Raw genomic sequence first — 19,791 nt, forward strand, 5'->3', positions numbered from 1 at the left:
CCGGCGTTACCGGTGTTGTCGGGCCTTCCCGCGCGCTCGCAGCGCCTCCTGCCGGGCCCGGCCGCGTTCGGCGGCGTCCGGCGCGGCCTGCTCGGCCGTGCCGGCCAGGTGCTCGGCCATGGCCCGCACGGTCGGGTGCCGGAACAGGTCGGTGACGCCGACCTGCCGGTCGAACGCGACCCGCAACTGCTCGCACAGCCGCACGAGCAGCAGCGAGTTCCCGCCCGCGTCGAAGAAGTTCTCCCGCACGCCGACCGTCCGCCCCAGCACGGAGGTCCACGCCCGCGTGACGGTCCGCTCGGTCTCGGTCAGCGGGAGTTCCTCGCCCGCCTGCTCCGGCGTCCCGGCGAGCAGCCGCAGCACGCCGTCCCGGTCGGGTTTCCCGCTGGGCAGCACGGGAAGCGCGTCCACCGGCCGCACGGTCGACGGCACGGTGTGCCGGGGCAGCCGCCGGGCCGGCCAGTCCCGCAGGTCCGGGGCGGTCATCCCCTGCCGCACGACGGCCACGGCCACCACGCCGTCCTCGCCGTCGAACGCGTGCGCCCGCCGCACGGCCGGGTGCGCGAGCAGCACCGACTCGACCGCCGCCAGGTCGACCCGGCCGCTGCGCCGCACCACGTGCACCGTGCCGTCGGGGTCGCGGCGCGCGAGGTCGCCGGTGGCGAAGATCCGCCGGCGCGGGTCGAACGGGTCCGGGCGGAACCGCAGCGCGGTGGCCGCCGGGTCGTCCAGGTAGCCGCGCGCCAGGCCGTGGCCGCCGATGTGCAGATCGCCGACGCAGCCGGGCGGCACCGGCCGGAGCCGGTCGTCCAGCACGTAGGCCAGCACGCCGTCGAGCGGTCGGCCGTCGACCAGCGCCACCGACGTCTCGGCGGTGGCGTAGAGGTCGACGAAGTCCAGGTGGGGCAACGCCGACACCAGCGACGCGGGCGGGGTCGCGCCGGTCGTGACGATCGTGCGCACCGCGTCCGGCAGACGTCCGGCGACGTGCTGCTCGGCGATCGAAGCCGGGGTGTCGAACAGGGTCGTGCCCGCGCCGAGCGCGCCACCGGTGGTCAGGGGTGCGAGGATCTCGAACACCGTGGCGGCCCACGCGAGCGGCCCGGCCATCGGCCAGGACGCGATGCCCTGCCAGCGCAACGAGTTCGCGAACGCCTGGTGCTCCACGACGACCGCTTGCGGGTCGTCGCCCGCCGTGGGCAGCACGAACGCGGCGTCGGCCGGGGTCACCGCAGTGGTGACCGGTCGCGCGGGCCACCGTTGCAGGCGCACCACCGGCACCGACGCCGACGAGAGCACCGGTTCGGACCGCTCGTCGGCCAGCACGACCGCGAGCCCGTACTGCTCGGCCATGGCCCGCAACAGGTACGCGGGCAGCGCGGGATCGAGCGGCACGCACACGCCGCCGGCCTTGAGCACGCCGAGGATCGCGGCGGGCACCATCGCGGACCTCGCCGCGCACACCCCGACCCGGACCTCCGGCCCCACCCCGAAATCACCGAGCCGACCGGCGACGCCGCAGGCCACCTCGTCCAGTTCGCGGTAGGTCCACCGCTGGTCGGCGTCCACGGCGAGGGCGTCCGGCCGCTCGGCCACCCGCTCGGCGAACAGGTCGTGCACGCACCGCCGCACCGGCGGCGGCAGCTCGGCGCGCTGGTCGACCCCGGCCGATCGCAGCTCGGACACCCGCAGTTCGGGGTCGTCGCCCACGTGCCGCAGCACGACCTCCAGCCGCGCCAACATCGAGTCCACGATGGACTCGTCGAACAGGTCGACCCGGTAGTCGACGGCGGCTTCCAGGCCCTGCGGGGTCTCGGTGAGCACGAACGTCAGCTCGACCTTCAGGCTCTCCAACCGCATGTCCCGCCGGGTGAACGTGGTTCCGCCGACGACCTGCGGCGCGGGTGCCACGCTGTGCGTGAACATCACCTGGAACACCGGGTGGTGGCTGGGATCGCGGACCACGGCGAGCGCGCTCAGCACGTCCTCCAGCGGCAGGTCGGGGTGTTCGTGCGCGTCGAGGACGTCGTTGCGGACCTGGCGCACGACCTCGGTGAAGGTCGGGTCGTCGTGGAACCCGGTGCGCAGCACCACCGGTTTGACCAGGTACCCGATCAGCCCGGCGTGCGCGGTGGAGTCCCGCCCGGACAACGCCATGCCCATCAGCACGTCGTCGTTGCCGTAGTGGGCCAGCACGACGTCGCACGCGGCCTTGAGCGCCATGTACGGCGTCGCCCGGACCCGGCGGGCGACCTGGCGGACGCGGTCCACCACCTCGGAGGGGATCAGCCGGGTCCGGCGCGCTCCCCGGTGGTCGGTGGCCATCGGCCTCGGCCCGGCCGTCGGCAGGTCGACCACCGCCGGAGCCCCGGCGAGCCGGCGGGTCCAGTACTCGCGGTCGTCACCGGCCGCCGGCAGGTCGCCGAACCGCACCGGCAGGTCGGGCAGCTCGCCGCCGCCGTAGAGGGTGACCAGCTCGGTCATGAACACGTCGAGCGACAGGCCGTCGATGACGATGTGGTGCACGTTGACCACCAGCCGGTGCCGGTCCGGCGCGAGGCGCAGCAGCAGCACCTCGAACGGCGGTCCGGCGGCCAGGTCGAACGGCCGCTGCCCGAACCGGTCGCCGTCCTCCTCGACACCGTCCACAACGGACAGTTCGACCGGGGTGGCCGGCTCGACGACGTGCATCCCGTCCGCCACGCGGGAGCGCAGCGGCTCGTGCCGGGCGACGATCGCGGTCAGGCACCGCCCGAGCAGGTCCACGTCCAGCGGGCCGGCGACGTCCACCGCGAAGGGGTGGTTGAAGAACGGGTCGCCGGGCCGGATCCGCGACAGCGTCCACAACCGTGCGGCGGCCGGTGACAGGGGGAACCGGTCAGTGCTCATGAGTCGCCTCCAGCCGGGGAGCACGGCGCGCGGGGAGCGCGAACACCAAGGCGCACAGCAGCAGCGCCACGCCCGCGTAGACGATCGAGTCGGCGACGCCGACCCACGAGGCGGTCAGGCCGCCCAGGGCCACCCCGATGACCATGCTGGAGGTCATCACCGAGTTGAGCAGCCCGACGCCGCGGCCCCGCAGCACCTCGGGCAGGTCGCGCAGGACGGTGTTCGCGATCGGCACCTGGAACAGGCTCGACCCGAGCCCGGCGATCAGGCACCAGGTCACCACGGCCGTGATGCCGAACTGGCCGCGCGCCCACTCGGTCGGCGCGAGCACCACCAGCGAGACGCCGAACAGCGCCACCGTGGCCGGCAGCAGCCCGCGCACCTGGTACCGGCGGACCAGCATCGGCCCGAACAGCGCGCCGAGCACCGCACCCGCCCCGAACAGGGCGTGCGCCAGCCCGTACTCGGCGGCCGGCAGCCCGAACACGGTCAGCAGCTGGGCGTTGAAGTTCGTGGTGAACAGGCCCAGCACGATCATCATCGGCACCAGGAAGGCGAACAGGAACCGCAGCGTCGGCACCTTCAGCACCTCGCGCAGCCCTTCGCGCAGCGCCGCCCAGTACCGCTGCGGCTCGCCGGCGGCGACCGGCACCGCCTTGAGCACCTTCATGCTGCCCAGCAGCAGCGCCGACACCACGAACGTGCCCGCGTTGATCATCAGCACCACCGGCACGCTGCCGATCGCGATCAGCACGCCGCCCAACGCCGGACCGACCAGGTTCAGCGTGTGGTTGGTGCTCTGGAACAGCGCCACGGCGGACGGGATGCTGTGCGAGCCCACGATGGCCGGGATCGCGGCGATCCGCGCCGTCTCGAAGAACGTCTTGCCCAGGCCCTCCAGGAAGATCAGCCCGAGCAGCAGCCAGGACGAGTGCAGCGCCGGGATCATCGCCAGCACGATCGCCACCCGCGCCAGGTCGGAGCCGACCAGCAGCACCCGCTTGGGCAGCCGGTCGGTCAGCGGGCCCGCGAACACGCCCAGCACGCCCGTCGGCAGCAGTTGCGCGATGATCACCAGCGCGATCAGCGCCGTCGGCGCGTCGGTCAGCGTCGCGGCGACGTAGATCAGCGTGATCCGCGCCATCGCGTCACCGAGGAACGACGCCACCACCGCCAGCCAGTAGCGCAGGTAGGTGCTGTCCTTGAGAAGCTCAAACATCCGATGCCACCTCGTGCAACACGGCCGCCAGGTGCCGCACCAGCGGGGGCCGCATCACGGTGTAGTGATTGCCGGGGGATTCGCGCACGTCGAGGTCGCGGGCCAGCGAGTGCCAGGTCCGGAACGCGCCCCGGTCCTCCTGCTCCGCGTGGATCAGCGTCACCTTCCCGCGCAGCGGCCCCGGGCGGTAGGCCCACAGCAGGCGCAGGTTCGCGATCCACATCTCCAGCACGGCGCCGATCTGCTCGCGCCCCGCGTCCGGCGGCAGGTAGTCACCCGCCCGCGCCACGGCCAGCAGGTACTCCAGGTGCTCCTCGTCGGACATGGCCCGCAGGTCCTCGATCGTGCGCCTGCCGTCGAGGTAGTCCCACTGGAGGTTGGCCGCCACGGCCTCGACGATCTCCGCCCGATCGGGTTCGGGGCCGTCCTCCAGGTCCGGCGGGTGCGACTCGATCAGCACCACCGACACCTGTTCGCCCTGCTCCTCCAGCACCTGCGCGACGGCGTAGGCGTTCGACCCGCCGTAGCACCAGCCGGCCAGCTCGTACGGGCCTTCGGGCTGGGCCTCGCGGACCAGCGCGGCGTAGGCGCGGGCGCGCTCCTCGAAGGTGGCGAACGGCGACCGCCCGTCGCGCGGCGGCGGCGACCCCAGCGCGTACAGCGGGCGCTCGGCCGGTTCGAGCAGCTTGGTGAACGGCATGTAGCACACCACCTCGCTGCCGGCGGGGTGGGCGAAGAACAGCGGCGGCACGCCGGGAGCGCCGGCGCGCAGCTCGATCAGGTGCGCCCGCTCCTCGTCCCGGTAGCCCTCGCGCAGCATCCGCGCGAACCGCTCGACCGTGGCGCCCTGGAAGATCGCGGCCATCGGCAGGACCCGGCCGAACCGGCGTTCGATCTCGGCGATGAGCCGCAGCACCAGCAGCGAGTGGCCGCCGAGGTCGAAGAACCGGTCGTGCAGGCCGATCGGCCCGGTGCCCAGCACCTCCTCCCAGACCCGCGCCACCTCCAGCTCCACCGGGTCGCGCGGGGCCGCGTAGTCCTCGCCGCGTTCCACCGACGGCGCGGGCAGCGCGCGGCGGTCCACCTTGCCGCTGGTGGTCAGCGCGAACCTGGCGACCGGCACGACCGCGCTGGGCACCATGTAGTCGGGCAACGATTCGCGCACCAGCGCGCGCAGCTCGGCCGTGCGCAGCTCCGGCCGGTCGGTCTCCACGTAGCCGACCAGCCGCCGGTCGCCGGGCCGGTCCTCGCGGAGCACCGCGACGGCGCGCCGCACGTCCGGGTGGTCGGCCAGCCGGGCCTCCACCTCGCCCAGTTCGATCCGGTAGCCGCGCAGCTTGACCTGGTCGTCGTCGCGGCCCAGGAACACCAGGCTGCCGTCGGCGCGCTGCCGGACGCGGTCGCCGGTGCGGTAGAGCCGCGCACCCGGCCGGCCGGACAGGTGGTCGGGCACGAACCGCTCGGCGGTGGCCGCCGGGCGGCCCCGGTAGCCGCGCACCACCCCGTCGCCGCCGAGGAACAGCTCGCCCGGCACGCCGACGGGGACCGGCGCGAACCGCTCGTCCAGCACGTACGCCCGCGTGTTGGCCAACGGCGTGCCGATCGAGATCACGCCGTCGGCCAGCCGCCACGCGGTGGACCAGATGGTCGTCTCGGTCGGCCCGTACACGTTCCAGGTGCGGCCCGGGGCCAGCCGGTCGGCCAGCGCGCGCGGCAGGGCCTCGCCGCCGACCACGACCCGCAGCTGTTCGCCGTGCCGCCAGCCGGCTTCGACCAGCAGGTGCCAGGTCGCCGGGGTCGCCTGCACGACGGTCGCGCCGACGTCGGCCAGCAGGGCGGCCAGCGCGCGGCCGTCCTGCGCCTGCTCCTTGGTCACCACGACGCACCGCGCGCCGGTCACCAGCGGCCCGAACAGCTCCAGGCCCGCGATGTCGAACGAGACCGACGTGACGGCGGCGAGCACGTCGGCGGGCCCGAGCCCGATCTCGCCGGTCATCGCCAGCAGCAGGTTGACCACGCCCCGGTGCGGGACCTCGACGCCCTTGGGCCGCCCGGTCGACCCGGACGTGTAGATCACGTACGCCAGGCGCTCGTCGTCGGCCTCGGGCCGCCGGTAGGCGCCGGTGCCCGGCGGCAGCTCCGACAGCACGATCCGCGCGCCCGCGTCCTCGACCATCCCGGCGCGCCGGCGCTCCGGGTGGTCCGGGTCCAGCGGCAGGTAGGCCGCGCCGGACATCAGCACGCCCAGCAGCGCCACCACCAGGTCGCACGACCTCGGCAGGCACACCGCGACCACGGCGTCCGGGCCCGCACCCCGTTCCTGGAGGACGCCCGCGACCCGTTGCGCCGCCTCGACCAGTTCGCGGTAGGTCAGGCTCGCCGGCCCGCACGACACGGCGACCGCGTCCGGCGTCCGCGCCGCCTGCCGCCGCACCAGTTCCTCGACCGTCACCGCCGGTTCGCGGCCGACCTCCGTGCGGTTCCACTCCACCAGCTGCCGGCGCGCCGCCGCCTCGTCCACGAGGGACAGTTCCGCGACCGGGCGGGCCGGCTCCGCGACGGCCTGTTCGAGCAGCCGGGTCAGCTGACCGGCCAGCCGGACGATCGTCTCCTGGTCGAACAGGTCGGTGTTGTACTCCAGCAGGCCGAGGAACGCGTTGCCGCCCAACGCCTCGTCGTCGAAGAAGCCCAGCGTGACGTCGTCCTTGGCGGTGTGGTTGTCCAGCAGCAGCGATTCCTGGGTCAGGCCGGGCAGCTCGCCGCGCTGCTCGTGGTGGAAGTCCACGAAGATGAACGTGGTCTGGTAGATCGGGTTGCGGCTGGGGTCGCGGTCGACGTCGAGTTCGTCCAGCAGCACGCCGAACGGGATGTCGTTGTGGTCGAACCCGCCGTACATGGTGGCGCGCGCGGACTTCACCAGCTCGCGGAAGCCCTCGCCCGGCTCGACCCGGACGCGCAGCGGCAGCATGGTGAGGAAGTAGCCGACCAGCGGCTCGGTCTCCGGTCGGCTGCGGGTGGACGACGTGGTGGCCACGATGATGTCGCGCTGACCGGTGAGCCGGTGCAGCAGCAACTGCCACGCCGCCATCAGCGCCACGTTCACGGTCACCGACTCCGCGCGGGCGAACTCGCGGACGGCGGCGGTGAGTCCGGCGGTGAGCCGGAACTGGTGGCGCGCGCCGTTGAAGGTCTGCACGGGCGGGCGCGGCCGGTCGGTCGGCAGCTCCAGCACCAGTTCCGCGCCCGCGAGGTGCTCGGTCCAGTACGGCAGGTGGCGCTTCGCGACCTCGTCCCGGATCCACCCCGGCTGCCACTCGGCGTAGTCGCCGTACTGGATCGGCAGTTCCGGCAGGTCCGGCGCGCGGCCCGAGGTGAACGCCGTGTAGTACTCGACCAGTTCGTCCGCGAAGATGCCCAGCGACGCCCGGTCCCAGACCAGGTGGTCGATCGAGCCGACCATCAGGTGGTCGCGCTCCCCCAGCCGGTAGAGCACGACCCGGAACAGCGGGCCGGTCGCGATGTCGAACGGCACCCGGATCTCGTCCTCCGCGAGCCGCAGCGCCTCCTGCTCGTCGGCCACCTCGACCTGCCGGACGGGCACGTCGACCCGGTCGTGCACGACCGCCACCGGCACGCCGTCGGCGAGTTCGTAGGTGGTGCGCAGCGATTCGTGCCGCTGGGCGAACGCGGTGATCGAGCGCCGCAACGCGGTCACGTCCAGCTCGCCGCGCAGGCGGGTGGCGAAGAAGATGTTGTAGGCGGGGTCGGTCGGGTCGAACTGGTGGATCAGCCAGATCCGCTCCTGGTCGAGCGTGAGCCGGTGGGTGCGGCCCGGTGCGCGGCGCGCGATGCCCGGCCGCGCGGCCGGGTCGCGGCGCATCCGCTGGTCGAGCAGCGCCCGCTGGGCCGGGGTCAGGCGGGCCAGCCGGTCCGACAGGTCGGTCACGTCCGGGCTCCTCGGTAGCGGTCCTTGAGTTCGGTCAGGTGGTGCAGCCCGGCCAGCACGGTCTCCGGTGCCAGGCCGAAGTCGACCAGGCACGCGGCCTCGTCCACGCCGAGGTCCACCAGGTCCTCGACCAGCGATTCGCCCTTGTCCGGGGTGCCCAGCAGGGCGAGGCTCTCGAAGTAGCGGTCGAACGTCGTCGCCAGCATCGCCTCGCGGCCCGCGTCGTCGAGCCGGTTGTACTGGCTGTCGAAGTTGCCCTGCTGCGCCAGGAACGTGCGCAGGTAGGCGATCAGCGGGCCGCGCACCCGCTCGCGCACCTCGTCCTCGTCCGCGCCCAGGAAGGTGTGCACCATGGCGGTGACCCGGCCGTCGGCGTGCCCGGCCTCCTTGAGCGCCTCCCGGTAGGCGGTGATCTTGTCCCGCAGGTCGGCGGGCCGCTGGGCGACCAGGCCGGTCAGCACGTTGGCGCCGATCCGACCGGCCCGGACGAACGTGTCGACGCTGCCCTGCGAGGAGATCCACAGCGGCAGCCGGGGTTGCCGGGGCCGGGGCAGCGTGCGCACCGGCACGCCGTCCACGTCGACCGCCTCCCCCGCCCACAACCGCTGGACGGTCTCGATCGCGTCGAACATGTCGTCCTTGCGGCTGGCGTAGCGCTCCCGCCCACCGGGCGCGATCACGAAGTCGTCGGGGTGCCAGCCGGACGCGCACGCGATCGCGACCCGGCCGTCGGACAGGTTGTCCACCACCGACCACTCCTCGGCGATGCGCACCGGGTGGTGCAGCGGCACGGCGACGCTGCCCGCGCGGATCTGGATCCGCTCGGTGCGCACCGCGATGGCGGCGGCCAGCACGGACGGGTTCGGGTACAGGCCGCCGAAGTCCACGAAGTGGCGTTCGGGCACCCAGATCCCGGAGTAGCCGTTGCGGTCGGCGTACTCGGCGCTGTCCAGCAGCAGCCGGTAGTTGCCCGGCCCCTGCGCCGAACCGTCGCCGGAGAAGAAGAACAGGCTGAACTCCATGGTGCTGGAGCCGCGCCGGGTGCGCCGGGGCGCTCGGGCGGGCGGTTTCACGGTCGGCGCGGCGACCTCGCGGTCGCGCATGGCCTGTTCCAGCGCCGCGCGCCGGGCCGGGCTCAGCGACGACATCCGCTCGCGCAACCGGTGCAGGCGTTCGTCAGACACCGGATTCTCCGTTCAGCCGGGCCTCGACCTCGTCCGGGGACAGGTTCTCGATCTCCCGCAGCAGCGCGTCGAACTCGTCCAACCCGATCGCCTCCGCCCGGTGCGCCCGGATCGCGGACGCGAGCGCGGTCACCGTGGGCGCTTCGAAGATCGCGCTCATCGGCAGGTCGCCGTGCACCTGGCGCAGCCGCGACACGATCTGGATGGCGAACAGCGAGTTGCCGCCCAGCTCGTAGAAGTCGTCGTCCGGGTCGATCCGGGGCACGCCCAGGGTCTCCCGCCAGATCGTGGCCACGCCGCGCGCCACCTCGTCGTCCGGCCACACCCGCGCCGGGTCCCAGTCGGCGTCCGCGTCGGTGTCGCCGCCCAGGGCGGCCACGAACGCCGACGCGGTCAGCTCGTCCTTCTCCGCCAAGGAGTCGCTGAAGTCCACGGTGGACACCACCAGCCGGGGCAGGCCGGCCGCCAGCGCGGCGCGGGCCAGCACGACGCCCTCGTGCGCGGTGATGCCCTCGGCCAGGCGCTGCCGGCGGAACCGCTCGCGCACCTCGGGCAGGTCGGCCATCTGCCGTTCCAGCCAGTCGTCCCACGACCACTGCGCCCAGTCGACCACCAGCCGGCCGCGCGCGGGCGCGAAGGCGTCCAGGAACGCCGCCGACGCGCAGTTCGCCACCTGGCCGAACCCGCCCAGCACGCCGGTGGTCGACGAGCACAGCAGCACGAAGTCCGCGTCCGGCAGGGCTTCGTCGATCTCCAGCACCGCCGCCACGTGCGCGGCCAGCACCTCTTCGGCCTGCTCCCTGGTCTTGAGCGCGATCAGGCCCGCGCCCCGGACGTCGGCCGCGTGCACCACGCCCCGGATGTCGTGCCGGCGGGCCAGCTCGGCGATCCGGCCGGGCTCGGCGGTGACGACCTTCGCGCCGGCCCGCGTCATGTCCTCGGCGAAGGCGCGGCCGAGTTCGCCGTCCACGCCGGTCACCAGGTAGGTCGCGCCCTTCTGCCACGCCCGCGCGTCCGGCAGCGCGACCGGCGCGTAGGACCGGGTCCAGCGCTGCTCGCCGCGCAGCGCCACCTGGTCCTCGCGCTGCGGCCCGGACAGCTCGGCCAGCAGCTGGTCCACCAGCCGCCACAGGTCCTCGCCGCTGCGGGGCAGCGTCACGTCGACGCTGTGGCAGGTCACGTTGCCGTACTCCTGGGCGAGGACCGTCGCCGCGCCCAGCACGGTCGCGCGCTCCGGCAGGATGACCGGGCCGACGTCCTGGAGGTCGTTGGTCAGCACGTCGATGCGCACCGGGTCCGGGCCGAGCCCGCGCGCCAGGTCCAGCAGGCTGTGGAAGCCGTCGTCCTGGCTGGTGCGGTAGCGGGTCGCCGCGTCGGCTCCGCTGTCGGCCCGGATGCTCCAGGCGTGCACCACGCGGTCGGGCCGGACGTCCGGCAGGTCGCCGCCGGGCGGCACCACGGTGACCTCGCCGGGCAGTTCGGCGGCCAGCGCCTCGGCCACGCCGAGCGCGTCGGCCAGCACCAGCCACTTGGCGGGGGCGGGCTTGCCGCGCGAGGCCCGCGAGGGCAGCCAGACCGGGGCCGAGGTCCACCGCGCCGGCGCGCGGCGCGGGGTCGACGTGGCCGGGGTGACCAGGTGTTCGCGCCGCTGGAACGGGTAGGTCGGCAGCGGCACGCGCAACCGGCGCTCGCCGGCGTGCAGCGCGGCCCAGTCGACCTCGCCGCCGTGCTCCCAGACCTTCGCGACCGCCTCCAGCACCGTGCGGTCCTCCGGCTCGCCGCGACGCAGCGTCACGGCGGTGGCCGGGCGGGCCGGGTGGGCCCGGGACAGTCCACTGAGGACACTACCCGGCCCGACCTCGACCAGGACCGACGCCCCGCGCGCGACGACGGCGCCCAGCCCGTCGGCGAACCGCACCGGCTGCCGGGTGTGCGACACCCAGTACTCCGGGTCGACGGCCTGTTCGTCGGTGATCCACGTACCGGTCACGTTCGACACGAACGGCAGCCGGGGCTTGGCCAGGACGGCGTCGCGCAGCGCCGCGCGGAGCCCGGGCAGCGCCGGGTCGACCATCGCGGTGTGGAAGGCGTGCGAGGTCGGCACGTCCTTGACCACCAACCCCCTGGCCTCGAACAGCGAGCGGGCTTCGGCGACGGCGTCCCCGGGGCCCGCGACCACGCAACTGCCGGGCGCGTTGACGGCGGCGACCTCGACCCCGCCCAGCCCCGCCAGCGCGGCGGACACCTCGGCCTCGTCCAGCGGCACCGCCACCATCCGGCCGGGCGGCAGGTCCTGCATCAACGCCGCCCTGGTCGCCACCACGCGCAGCGCGTCGGGCAGGTCGAACACCCCGGCCAGGCACGCGGCGACCAGTTCGCCGAGGCTGTGCCCGATCAGCGCGTCGGGCCGCACGCCCCACGACTCCAGCAGCTTCGCCATCGCGTAGTCGACGCTGAACACGGTCGGCTGGGTGCGCAGCGTGGACCGCAGGTCCTCGCCTCGGAACGCCACCTCGCGCACGTCCCAGCCCAGGTGCGGGCGCAGCAGTTCGGCGCACTCGTCCAACGCGGCGCGGAACACCGGTTCGTCGCGGTGCAGCTGCTCGCCCATCCCGGTGTGCTGGCTTCCCTGACCGGGCAGCAGGAACACCACCGAGGGCTCGCCGGCCTCCGTCCGGCGCGGACTCCCCAGCGCGGCTTCGGCGCTCTCCCGGCTGTCCGCCACGACGGCCCGGCGGTGCGTGAACGCGGCCCGCCCGACCTGGAGGGTGTAGGCGGTGTCGGCCAGGTCCGCAGCGGTCGGGTCCGCGCCGGCGAGGTGCCCGGCCAGCCGCCGTGACGCCTCGTCCAGGGCGGTCGCGGTCCGCGCGGACAGCGGCAGCACGTGCAGGCGTCGTCGCGGTTCGTCGGCGCGCCGCGCCGGAGCGGCCTGCAGCACCACGTGGGCGTTCGTGCCGCCGATGCCGAAGGAGCTGACACCGGCCCGCCGGGGGTGCGCGGCCGAGGGCCACGGCACCGGTTCGGCGGTGACCCGGAACGGCATCGCGTCCAGCTCCGGGTTCGGCCGGCGGAAGTGCGCGGTCGGCGGGATGACCCCGTTCTCCAGCGCCAGCGCGACCTTGATCAGCCCGGTGACGCCCGCGGCGGCGTCCAGGTGGCCCACGTTGCCCTTGACCGACCCGAGCACGCCCGGCTCGACCCGCGACCCGAACACCTCGGCCAGCGCGCGGGCCTCGATCGGGTCGCCCAGCGGGGTCGCGGTGCCGTGCGCCTCCACGTACTGGACGGTGTCGCGGTCCACTCCCGCGACGGCGAGCGCCTCGTCCAGCACGGCGACCTGCCCGGCGGTGGACGGCGCGGTGAAGCCGATCTTCGCCGAACCGTCGTTGTTGACCGCCGAACCCAGGATCACCGCGTGCACGTGGTCGCCGTCGCGCACCGCGTCGGCCAGCCGCTTGAGCACCACGACGGCCACCCCGTCGCCGGACGCGGTGCCGGTGGCGTCGGCGTCGAACGGCCGGCAGTGCCCGTCGGTGGAGTGGATGCCGCCCTCCTCGTGGAGGTGGCCGCGCGGCCCGAGCAGCCGGACCGCCGCGCCGCCGGCGATCGCGAGATCGCACTCCAGGGTCAGCAGGCTCTGGCCCGCGAGGTGCACCGCGACCAGCGACGAGGAGCACGCCGTCTGCACGGTCAGGCTCGGCCCGGACAGGTTGAGCTTGTAGGACACGCGCAGCGCGGCCATGCCGGGATCGTTGCCGATCCGGACCTGCATCGGGTGCGCGAACCCGTTGTCCGCCAGGCGTTCGGTGAGGTACGTGCTGTGCGAGACCCCGGCGAACACCCCGGTCCGCTCGACCGGCACCGGGTGCCCGGCGCGTTCCAGGGCCTCCCACGAGCACTCCAGCAGCAGCCGCTGCTGGGGGTCGGTGAGGTCGGCCTCGCTGCGGGTGAGGCCGAAGAACTCCGCGTCGAACAGCCCGAAATCGGCCAGCGCGTGCGAGCTGTGCACGTAGGACGGGTCGTCCACCAGGTCCTTCGGGACGCCCGCGGCGAGCAGCTCGTCCGCGGTGTAGTGGCTCACGCCCTCGTCGCCGGCGACCAGCATCGACCAGAACCGGTCGAGGTCCGGCGCGCCGGGGAAGCGCCCGCTCATCCCGACGATGGCGACGCCGTCGAGTTCGTCGTTCATGACCTGCGCTCCAAAGCCTTGGCGCACGAGCGGATCGTGGTCTCGTCCAGGATCAGCCGCAGTGACGCGGGCACCCCGAGCCGCTCGCGCATCGTCGCGGCGACCTGGGTGGCCAGCAGCGACTGCCCGCCCAGGTCGAAGAAGTCGTCGTCCAGACCGATGTCGTCCACCCACAGGGCCTGCGCCCAGATCTCCGCGATCGCCTTCTCCAGCGGTGTCGCGGGCGCGGCGAACGGCTCGGCCAGGTCGGGGCGCGCGCCGTCGGGCTCCGGCAGCGCGTCGCGGTCGACCTTCCCGTTGGCGGTCAACGGGAAGGCGTCGAGTTCGACGAACACCGCCGGCACCATGTACCCGGGCAGCGTCCGCTTCAGGTGCTCGCGCAGGTCCGGCGCGGGCTCGCCGAGCAGGTACGCCACCAGCCGCCGGTCGCCGGACTGGTCCGGCAGGGCCGTGACCACGGCGTCCTTCACCCCGCCGTGCGCGCGCAGCGCGGCCTCCACCTCGCCGGGTTCGATGCGGTGGCCCCGGACCTTCACCTGGTGGTCGACCCGCCCGGTGTACTGGAGGTCGTCGCCCACCGCGCGGGCCGTGTCGCCGGAGCGGTAGACCCGCTGACCGGGCCGGTCGGGGTCGGGCAGGTAGCGCTGCGCGGTGAGCCCCGGACGCCCCAGGTAGCCGCGCGTGACGCCGGTCCCGCCGACGTGGATCTCCCGCTGCGCCAACGTGATCGACTGGGTGGGCAGGGCGCCGCCGATCATGCTGCCCGGCGCGGTGTCCAGGTCGGCGGCGGTGACCACCCGGAACGTCGAGTGCACCGTGGTCTCGGTGATGCCGTACATGTTGACCAGCAACGGCTTCCGGTCGCCGTGCCGGGCGAACCAGGGGCGCAGCGACGCGAACTTCAACTCCTCGCCCGCGAACACCACGACCCGCACGGCCAGGCCCGTGGTGTCGAGGTCGACCAGCCGGCCGAACGCCGCCGGGGTCTGGTTGAGGACGGTGACGCGCTCGGCGCGCAGCAGGTCGCGGAACTCCTCGGGCGAGCGCTTCACCTCGTCCGGGACGATCACCAGCGTGCCGCCGTGCAGCAGCGCGCCCCACATCTCCCACACCGAGACGTCGAACGCGGCGGAGGCGAACATCGTCCACACGTCGCGCGGCACGAACCCGAACAGGTCGCGGGTCGCGGTGAGCAGGCCGAGGACGTTGCGGTGCTCCACCATCACGCCCTTGGGCCGGCCGGTGGAACCGCTGGTGTACATGACGTAGGCGAGGTTGTCGGCGGCGAGCCCGTCGACCTCGGGCGGCGTGCCCGGCCCGTCGGCGACGTCGGGCGCGACCACGTGCTCCACGTCGAGGTCCGCCGACCCGTCGCCGACCAGCACGCGCACCCCGGCGTCGGCGGCCATCGCGGCCAGCCGGTCGGCCGGGTGCGCGGGGTCCAGCGGCAGGTAGCAGCCGCCCGCCTTGAGGGTCGCCAGCAGGGCGACCACCAGCCAGGTCGAGCGGCGCACGCACACCGCGACCGGCACTTCCGGCCCGACCCCCAACCCGCGCAGGCGGTGGGCCAGCCGGTTCGCCCGCAGGTCCAGCTCCCGGTAGGTCAACCGGTCCGCGCCCGAGACCACCGCGACGGCGTCGCCGCGCGGTCCCACCTGCCGCTCGAACCATCGGTGGATGCAGTCGCTGTCGACCGACAAGGTGCATCCTTTCTGCGCTGTCGCGCCAGGAGAAACACGGCCGGAATCCGGGTGCGGGCCACCGGACCGGCACCCCGGAGACCATCCGGGAAAGGTCTTTGATTGCGCTTTGAACAAAAGTCGAGAACGCACGCGGAATTGCCCGGCGCGACACGCGGCGGACGGGTGTGGTGAAGCTCTGCGACTACCCGGCGATCCGGGCGCGCACTCCGGCCGGGCGCATGTCGACCCAGACCCGGTCGATGTGCGCCAGGCAGTCTTCCTTGGTACCGGCCATGCCGGCCTCGGCCCAGCCAGGCGGAAGCTCCCCGCCGGCGGGCCAGATCGAGTACTGCTCGGCGTCGTTCACGACGACGCGATACGTGGACTCCCCCATTTTTCCCCCTTCGCGGCCGTCACCCGGATGTCACCGTCGAGCCCCCGCTCGACGCAGCCGCGTGATTTGCCCCGCACACCGGACTGTGCCCCACGCACACAGCCCACGTCAACCCGCCGAAGAGCCCCGGTCGAGTTCGTACGGGAATACGAATGCACAGGTCAATGAACCGCGATCACGGATTCCGCATCCCATGTCCTGATGATCCGACGCGCAGTCGGCAGCACCGCGAGCAGCCCGTTCGCCGGGAACCGGCCCCCGATCACGCCGCCCCCTGCCGCCGTTCACCTCGGTCCTGACCGGCCGAACGGCCGCCGCGCCCCCGGATCGGGCCGCGGCACCGGGCGGCTGCGGGCCGCACCGGAACGAACCGGTTCCCGGAGCGTGCGGCCGAACGCGCCGCCGGCCCACCCCGGGCCGGTCACCCGGAGTGAGCCGCTCGATCGTGTGAATTGTCCGGAAAGCGTTCCCCCGCACCGATGTTCGCGAGTCCACTCGGGCCGGCTCGCGCGCTGCGGGAACCGATCGCGGCCGGGCGGTGTAGAGGGTGCGCAAGCTCGACAGGTTCGGAAGGGGAGGCCCGGTGGCGGGGGACGCGGAGTTGGTCGATCAGGCGCGCGAGGGTGATCCACGGGCGTACGAGTTGCTCGTCCGCCCTTACCTGCCCTCGGCCCGGCGCACCGCCGCACTGGTCGCGGGCCACGCGGACGCCGACGACATCGTGCAGAACGCGTTGCTGAAGGCCCATTCGACGTTGGACCGGTTCGCCGGCGACGGGTCGTTCCGCCCGTGGCTGTTGAGCATCGTGACCCGCGAAGCGCTCAACGCCCTGCGGTCGGCCCGCCGCCGGAGCGGTCTGGCGGCCCGGCTGGGGGTGTCCTCCTCGGCGGACGTGACGGGGAGGCCGTCCGCCGAGGAGGACGTGGTCGCGGCCGAGCGTCGGGACGCGGTCCGGGCCGCGCTGCGCGAACTGCCCGGGCGGTACCGGGAGGTGGTGGTGTGCCGCTACCTGTTGGACCTGTCCGAAGCGGAGACCGCGGCGACCCTGCGGATCGCTCCGGGCACCGTGAAGAGCCGGTTGTCCCGGGCGTTGGCGCGGCTGCGGGCGTCGCCGACCGTGGACCGGGTGCGGGCGGGCGGACTGGCCTGCGCGCCGGGCGTCGACCCCGGCGAGCAGCGGCTGTGGGCGCACGTCGGCGACGTCCACCTCGCGGCCGGCGTCGGCGTCACGGCGGGCGTGGACCGGTTCCGGCCGGCCTTGGCCGCCGTTTCCGGCGCGCTGCTGGTCGCGGTGGTCGCGGCGGTCCTGATCACCACCCCGGCCGGCACGTCGTCCGTGCCGACCGTCCTCCCGTCGCCGCTGCCGGCACCGGCGGGACGGCCCGCGGCCACCCCGGGGCTCCCGAGGCCGGTCGAGCCGCCCGACCGACCCGCGCCCGCCGGCACGCCGGCGACCGGCACTCACCGGCCGTGACCCCGCCGAGCGGCCGGTCAGGGCAGCGGGACCTGCCAGGCCAGGCGGGTGCCGCCGGTCGTGTCGGGGGTGACCGAGAGGGTCCCGCCCAGGACCGCCGCCCGCTGTTCGAGGTTGTGCAGGCCGCTGCGGGCGACCTGGTCGGGCAGGCCGACACCGTTGTCGACCACCGTCACGGTCAGGCGGTCGGCGGCTTCCACCGTCACGGTCAACTCCGTCGCCCGCGCGTGCCGCACCACGTTGCTCACCGCTTCGCGCACCACCGCCTCGGCGTGCTCGGCGATCTCGTCGGGCACCGAGTTGTCCACCGTGCCGGTCATCCGGACGGTCGGCGTGACGGCCGCGGCCGAGGTCACCTCGGACACCAGGTCGAGCAGCCGGCGGCGCAGGCCCGGCGCGTCGTCGGACGCCTGGAGGTCGAAGATCGTCGTGCGGATCTCCAGCACGGTCTCGTCCAACTGGCCCACGGCCCGTTCGACGCGCTCCCGGATGCGCGGCTGCTGGATGGACGCCAGCGCGCCCTGCAGGCTCATGCCGGTGGCGAACAGCCGCTGGATCACGTGGTCGTGCAGGTCGCGGGCGATCCGGTCGCGGTCCTCCAGCACGTCCACCAGCCGCCGGGCGCGCTGGTTCTCGGCGAACTCCAGCGCCACGGCCGCCTGGTCGGCGAACGACGCCAGCAGCGGCACCTGGTCCGCACCGAACTGGCTGCTGCCCTTGTCCCGCGCGGCCAGCAGCACGCCGTTGACCGTCGACCCGGTGCGCAGCGGCACCACGACGCCCGGCCCGACGGCCACCGGCCGCTCCCCCAGGCGTCCGCCCAGGTCCTCGACCAGCATCGGGGTGCTGGCTTCCAGGACCTCGCCGGCGACCGTGCCGCGAGCCGCGAGCACCGCGCCGACCAGCCCCTCCACGTGCGCCCCGGCGCCGGAGGCGATGCGCAGCCGCCCGCCGTCCTCGGCCAGCACGATCAGCGACATCGACGCCGCCGACAGCTCACGGGTGCGCAGCGTGATCAGGTGCAGCGCGTCCTCCGCCGACGCACCGCCCAACAGCACCGAGTTGATCTCCGCGGCGGCCTCCAGCCACCGCTCGCGCATCCGCGACCGCTCGAACAGCCGCGCGTTCTCGATCGCCACGCCGGCCGCCGCGGCCAGCGCCGACAGGACCACCTCGTCGTCGGGGGTGAAGTCCGCGCCGTCGGTCTTCTCGGTCATGTAGAGGTTGCCGAACACCTCGTCGCGCACCCGCACCGGCACCCCCAGGAAGCTGTGCATCGGCGGGTGGTTGGCCGGGAAGCCCACGGACAGCTCGTGCCTGGTCAGGTCGTGCAGGCGGATCACCCGGGGGTCCTTGATCAGCAGGCCGAGCAGGCCCTTGCCCTCCGGCAGGTGGCCCATCGTCGCCCGCGTCGCCTCGTCGATGCCGACGTAGACGAACTCCGAGAGGTCGTCACGGGTGCCCAGGACGCCCAGCGCGCCGTAACGCGCGCCGACCAGCTCGACGGCGACCTGCACGATCCGCTGCAACGTCGAGTCCAGCTCCAGGCCCGCCCCGACGGCCAGCACGGCGTCGAGCAGCCGCTGCATCTTGTCCCGGGTAGAGCCGATCTCGGTCAGGCGCTCGCGCATCTCGTCCAGCAGCTCGTCCAGCCGCAGACCGCTGAGCAGGCGCTGGGGCACGTCCTCGGATCCGACCACGGACCGTAGCGTTCCACGGCCGCAGCGCACCGCCAAGTCCGCTCGTCCCGGCTTGTCAGGGACCTTCGGCCGTGTGGGCGGGCCGCGCCGGGCCGGACAGTGGACGTCGGTGGTGCGAGCACGGAGGTGTCGGCTATGGACGAGGTGACCGGGGTGCTCGGGCTGGACCCGGACGGCGTCGTCGAGGTGCTGACGACCGCCACCCTGGCCCCCTCGGTGCACAACACGCAGCCGTGGCGGTTCCGGCTGGCGCCGGACCGGATCGAGCTGCACCCCGACCCGACCCGCCGGCTGCCCGCGACCGACCCGGACGACCGCGAGCTGCGGCTGGCGTGCGGGGCGGCGCTGTTCAACCTGCGGCTGGCGTTGCAGGCGCGCGGCATCCGCCCGATGGTGTCGCTGCTGCCCGATTCCGGCGTGGCCGAGGTGCGGCGGGGCGGGCGGTACCCGGTGGACGAGGAGACCCGGACGCTGCTCGCCGCCGTGCCCGCGCGGCGGACCGACCGCAAGCCGTTCCACGACGTGCCGGTGCCGGTCGCGCACCGGCGGGCGCTGGTCCGCGCGGCCGAGCGGGAACGGGCCTGGCTGCACGTCGTGGCCGACCACGACGAGCGGTTCCGGTTGCGGCGGATGGTGGCGCGGGCGCACCGGGCGCAGTCCGCCGACCCCGGCGTGCGGGCCGAACTCGCCGCGTGGACCGGTGACCGGCCGCACGACGGCGGGGTGCCCGCCGAATCGGCCGGGATCCGCCCCGCGCCGCAGGACGAGTGGGCGCTGCGCGACTTCCGGGCCGGGGAGCGCGGGCCCGGCAAGGACTACGAGTCCGACCCGCTGGTGGTCGTGCTGTGCTCGTTCTACGACGGCCCGCTGGGCGAGTGGCAGGCGGGCCAGGCGTTGCAGCGGGTGCTGCTGACCGCCACCGCGCTCGGGCTGTCGGTGTCGTTCATGTCCCAGCCGATCGAGGTGCGGCCGGTGCGCGACGAACTGCGCCGCGCGCTGGGCGGGATGGTGGTGCCGCAGGCGGTGCTGCGGATCGGGTTCGGCTCGCCGGTCCCGCCGACGCCCCGGCGGGCGGTGCGCGACCTGCTGATGGAGCCCGCCGTGCGGTGAGCCC

At 74.2% G+C, this 19,791-nt stretch carries 10 protein-coding genes; 2 read left to right on the top strand and 8 right to left on the bottom strand.

Annotated features, from left to right (window positions below):
* Positions 1–6: 6 nt before the first annotated feature.
* From AC0HI0_RS14035 to AC0HI0_RS14065, 7 genes are all read right to left on the bottom strand, one after another.
* A complete protein-coding gene (locus AC0HI0_RS14035; RefSeq protein WP_480932784.1) occupies positions 7–2,889 on the bottom strand; it encodes a non-ribosomal peptide synthetase in 2,883 nt (960 codons plus the stop codon).
* Positions 2,879–4,108: an MFS transporter gene (locus AC0HI0_RS14040; RefSeq protein ID WP_480932785.1), complete on the bottom strand. Its 1,230-nt coding sequence runs from the start codon at positions 4,106–4,108 to the stop codon at positions 2,879–2,881. The genes AC0HI0_RS14035 and AC0HI0_RS14040 overlap by 11 nt, the downstream gene beginning before the upstream one ends.
* Positions 4,101–8,054 (bottom strand): non-ribosomal peptide synthetase, encoded by a 3,954-nt coding sequence (locus AC0HI0_RS14045; protein WP_480932786.1) that lies wholly within the window; start codon positions 8,052–8,054, stop codon positions 4,101–4,103. The genes AC0HI0_RS14040 and AC0HI0_RS14045 overlap by 8 nt, the downstream gene beginning before the upstream one ends.
* A complete protein-coding gene (locus tag AC0HI0_RS14050) occupies positions 8,051–9,238 on the bottom strand; it encodes a MupA/Atu3671 family FMN-dependent luciferase-like monooxygenase (protein ID WP_480932787.1) in 1,188 nt (395 codons plus the stop codon). Before AC0HI0_RS14050 ends, AC0HI0_RS14045 begins: the two co-directional genes overlap by 4 nt.
* A complete protein-coding gene (locus AC0HI0_RS14055) occupies positions 9,231–13,427 on the bottom strand; it encodes a type I polyketide synthase (RefSeq protein ID WP_480932788.1) in 4,197 nt (1,398 codons plus the stop codon). The genes AC0HI0_RS14050 and AC0HI0_RS14055 overlap by 8 nt, the downstream gene beginning before the upstream one ends.
* Positions 13,424–15,127 (bottom strand): amino acid adenylation domain-containing protein, encoded by a 1,704-nt coding sequence (locus tag AC0HI0_RS14060; RefSeq protein ID WP_480932789.1) that lies wholly within the window; start codon positions 15,125–15,127, stop codon positions 13,424–13,426. The genes AC0HI0_RS14055 and AC0HI0_RS14060 overlap by 4 nt, the downstream gene beginning before the upstream one ends.
* A 184-nt stretch (positions 15,128–15,311) precedes the next feature.
* The gene (locus AC0HI0_RS14065; RefSeq protein WP_480932790.1) at positions 15,312–15,503 is read right to left on the bottom strand and encodes an MbtH family protein; all 192 of its coding nucleotides are present in this window, start codon (positions 15,501–15,503) and stop codon (positions 15,312–15,314) included.
* Between the two features lie 583 nt (positions 15,504–16,086).
* Here AC0HI0_RS14065 and AC0HI0_RS14070 point away from each other — a divergent pair.
* Entirely contained in the window at positions 16,087–16,977 is an 891-nt protein-coding gene (locus AC0HI0_RS14070) for an RNA polymerase sigma factor (RefSeq protein WP_480932791.1), read from the top strand.
* Between the two features lie 17 nt (positions 16,978–16,994).
* Here the strand turns inward: AC0HI0_RS14070 and AC0HI0_RS14075 are convergent, their stop codons facing one another.
* Entirely contained in the window at positions 16,995–18,677 is a 1,683-nt protein-coding gene (locus tag AC0HI0_RS14075; RefSeq protein WP_480932792.1) for a sensor histidine kinase, read from the bottom strand.
* A gap of 135 nt (positions 18,678–18,812) precedes the next feature.
* Here AC0HI0_RS14075 and AC0HI0_RS14080 point away from each other — a divergent pair, with 135 nt between their 5' ends.
* On the top strand, positions 18,813–19,787 hold the full coding sequence (locus tag AC0HI0_RS14080) for an Acg family FMN-binding oxidoreductase (RefSeq protein WP_480932793.1): 975 nt from the start codon (positions 18,813–18,815) through the stop codon (positions 19,785–19,787).
* Positions 19,788–19,791 lie beyond the last annotated feature (4 nt).

It is taken from the genome of Saccharothrix sp. NBAS 001, from assembly GCF_056640475.1.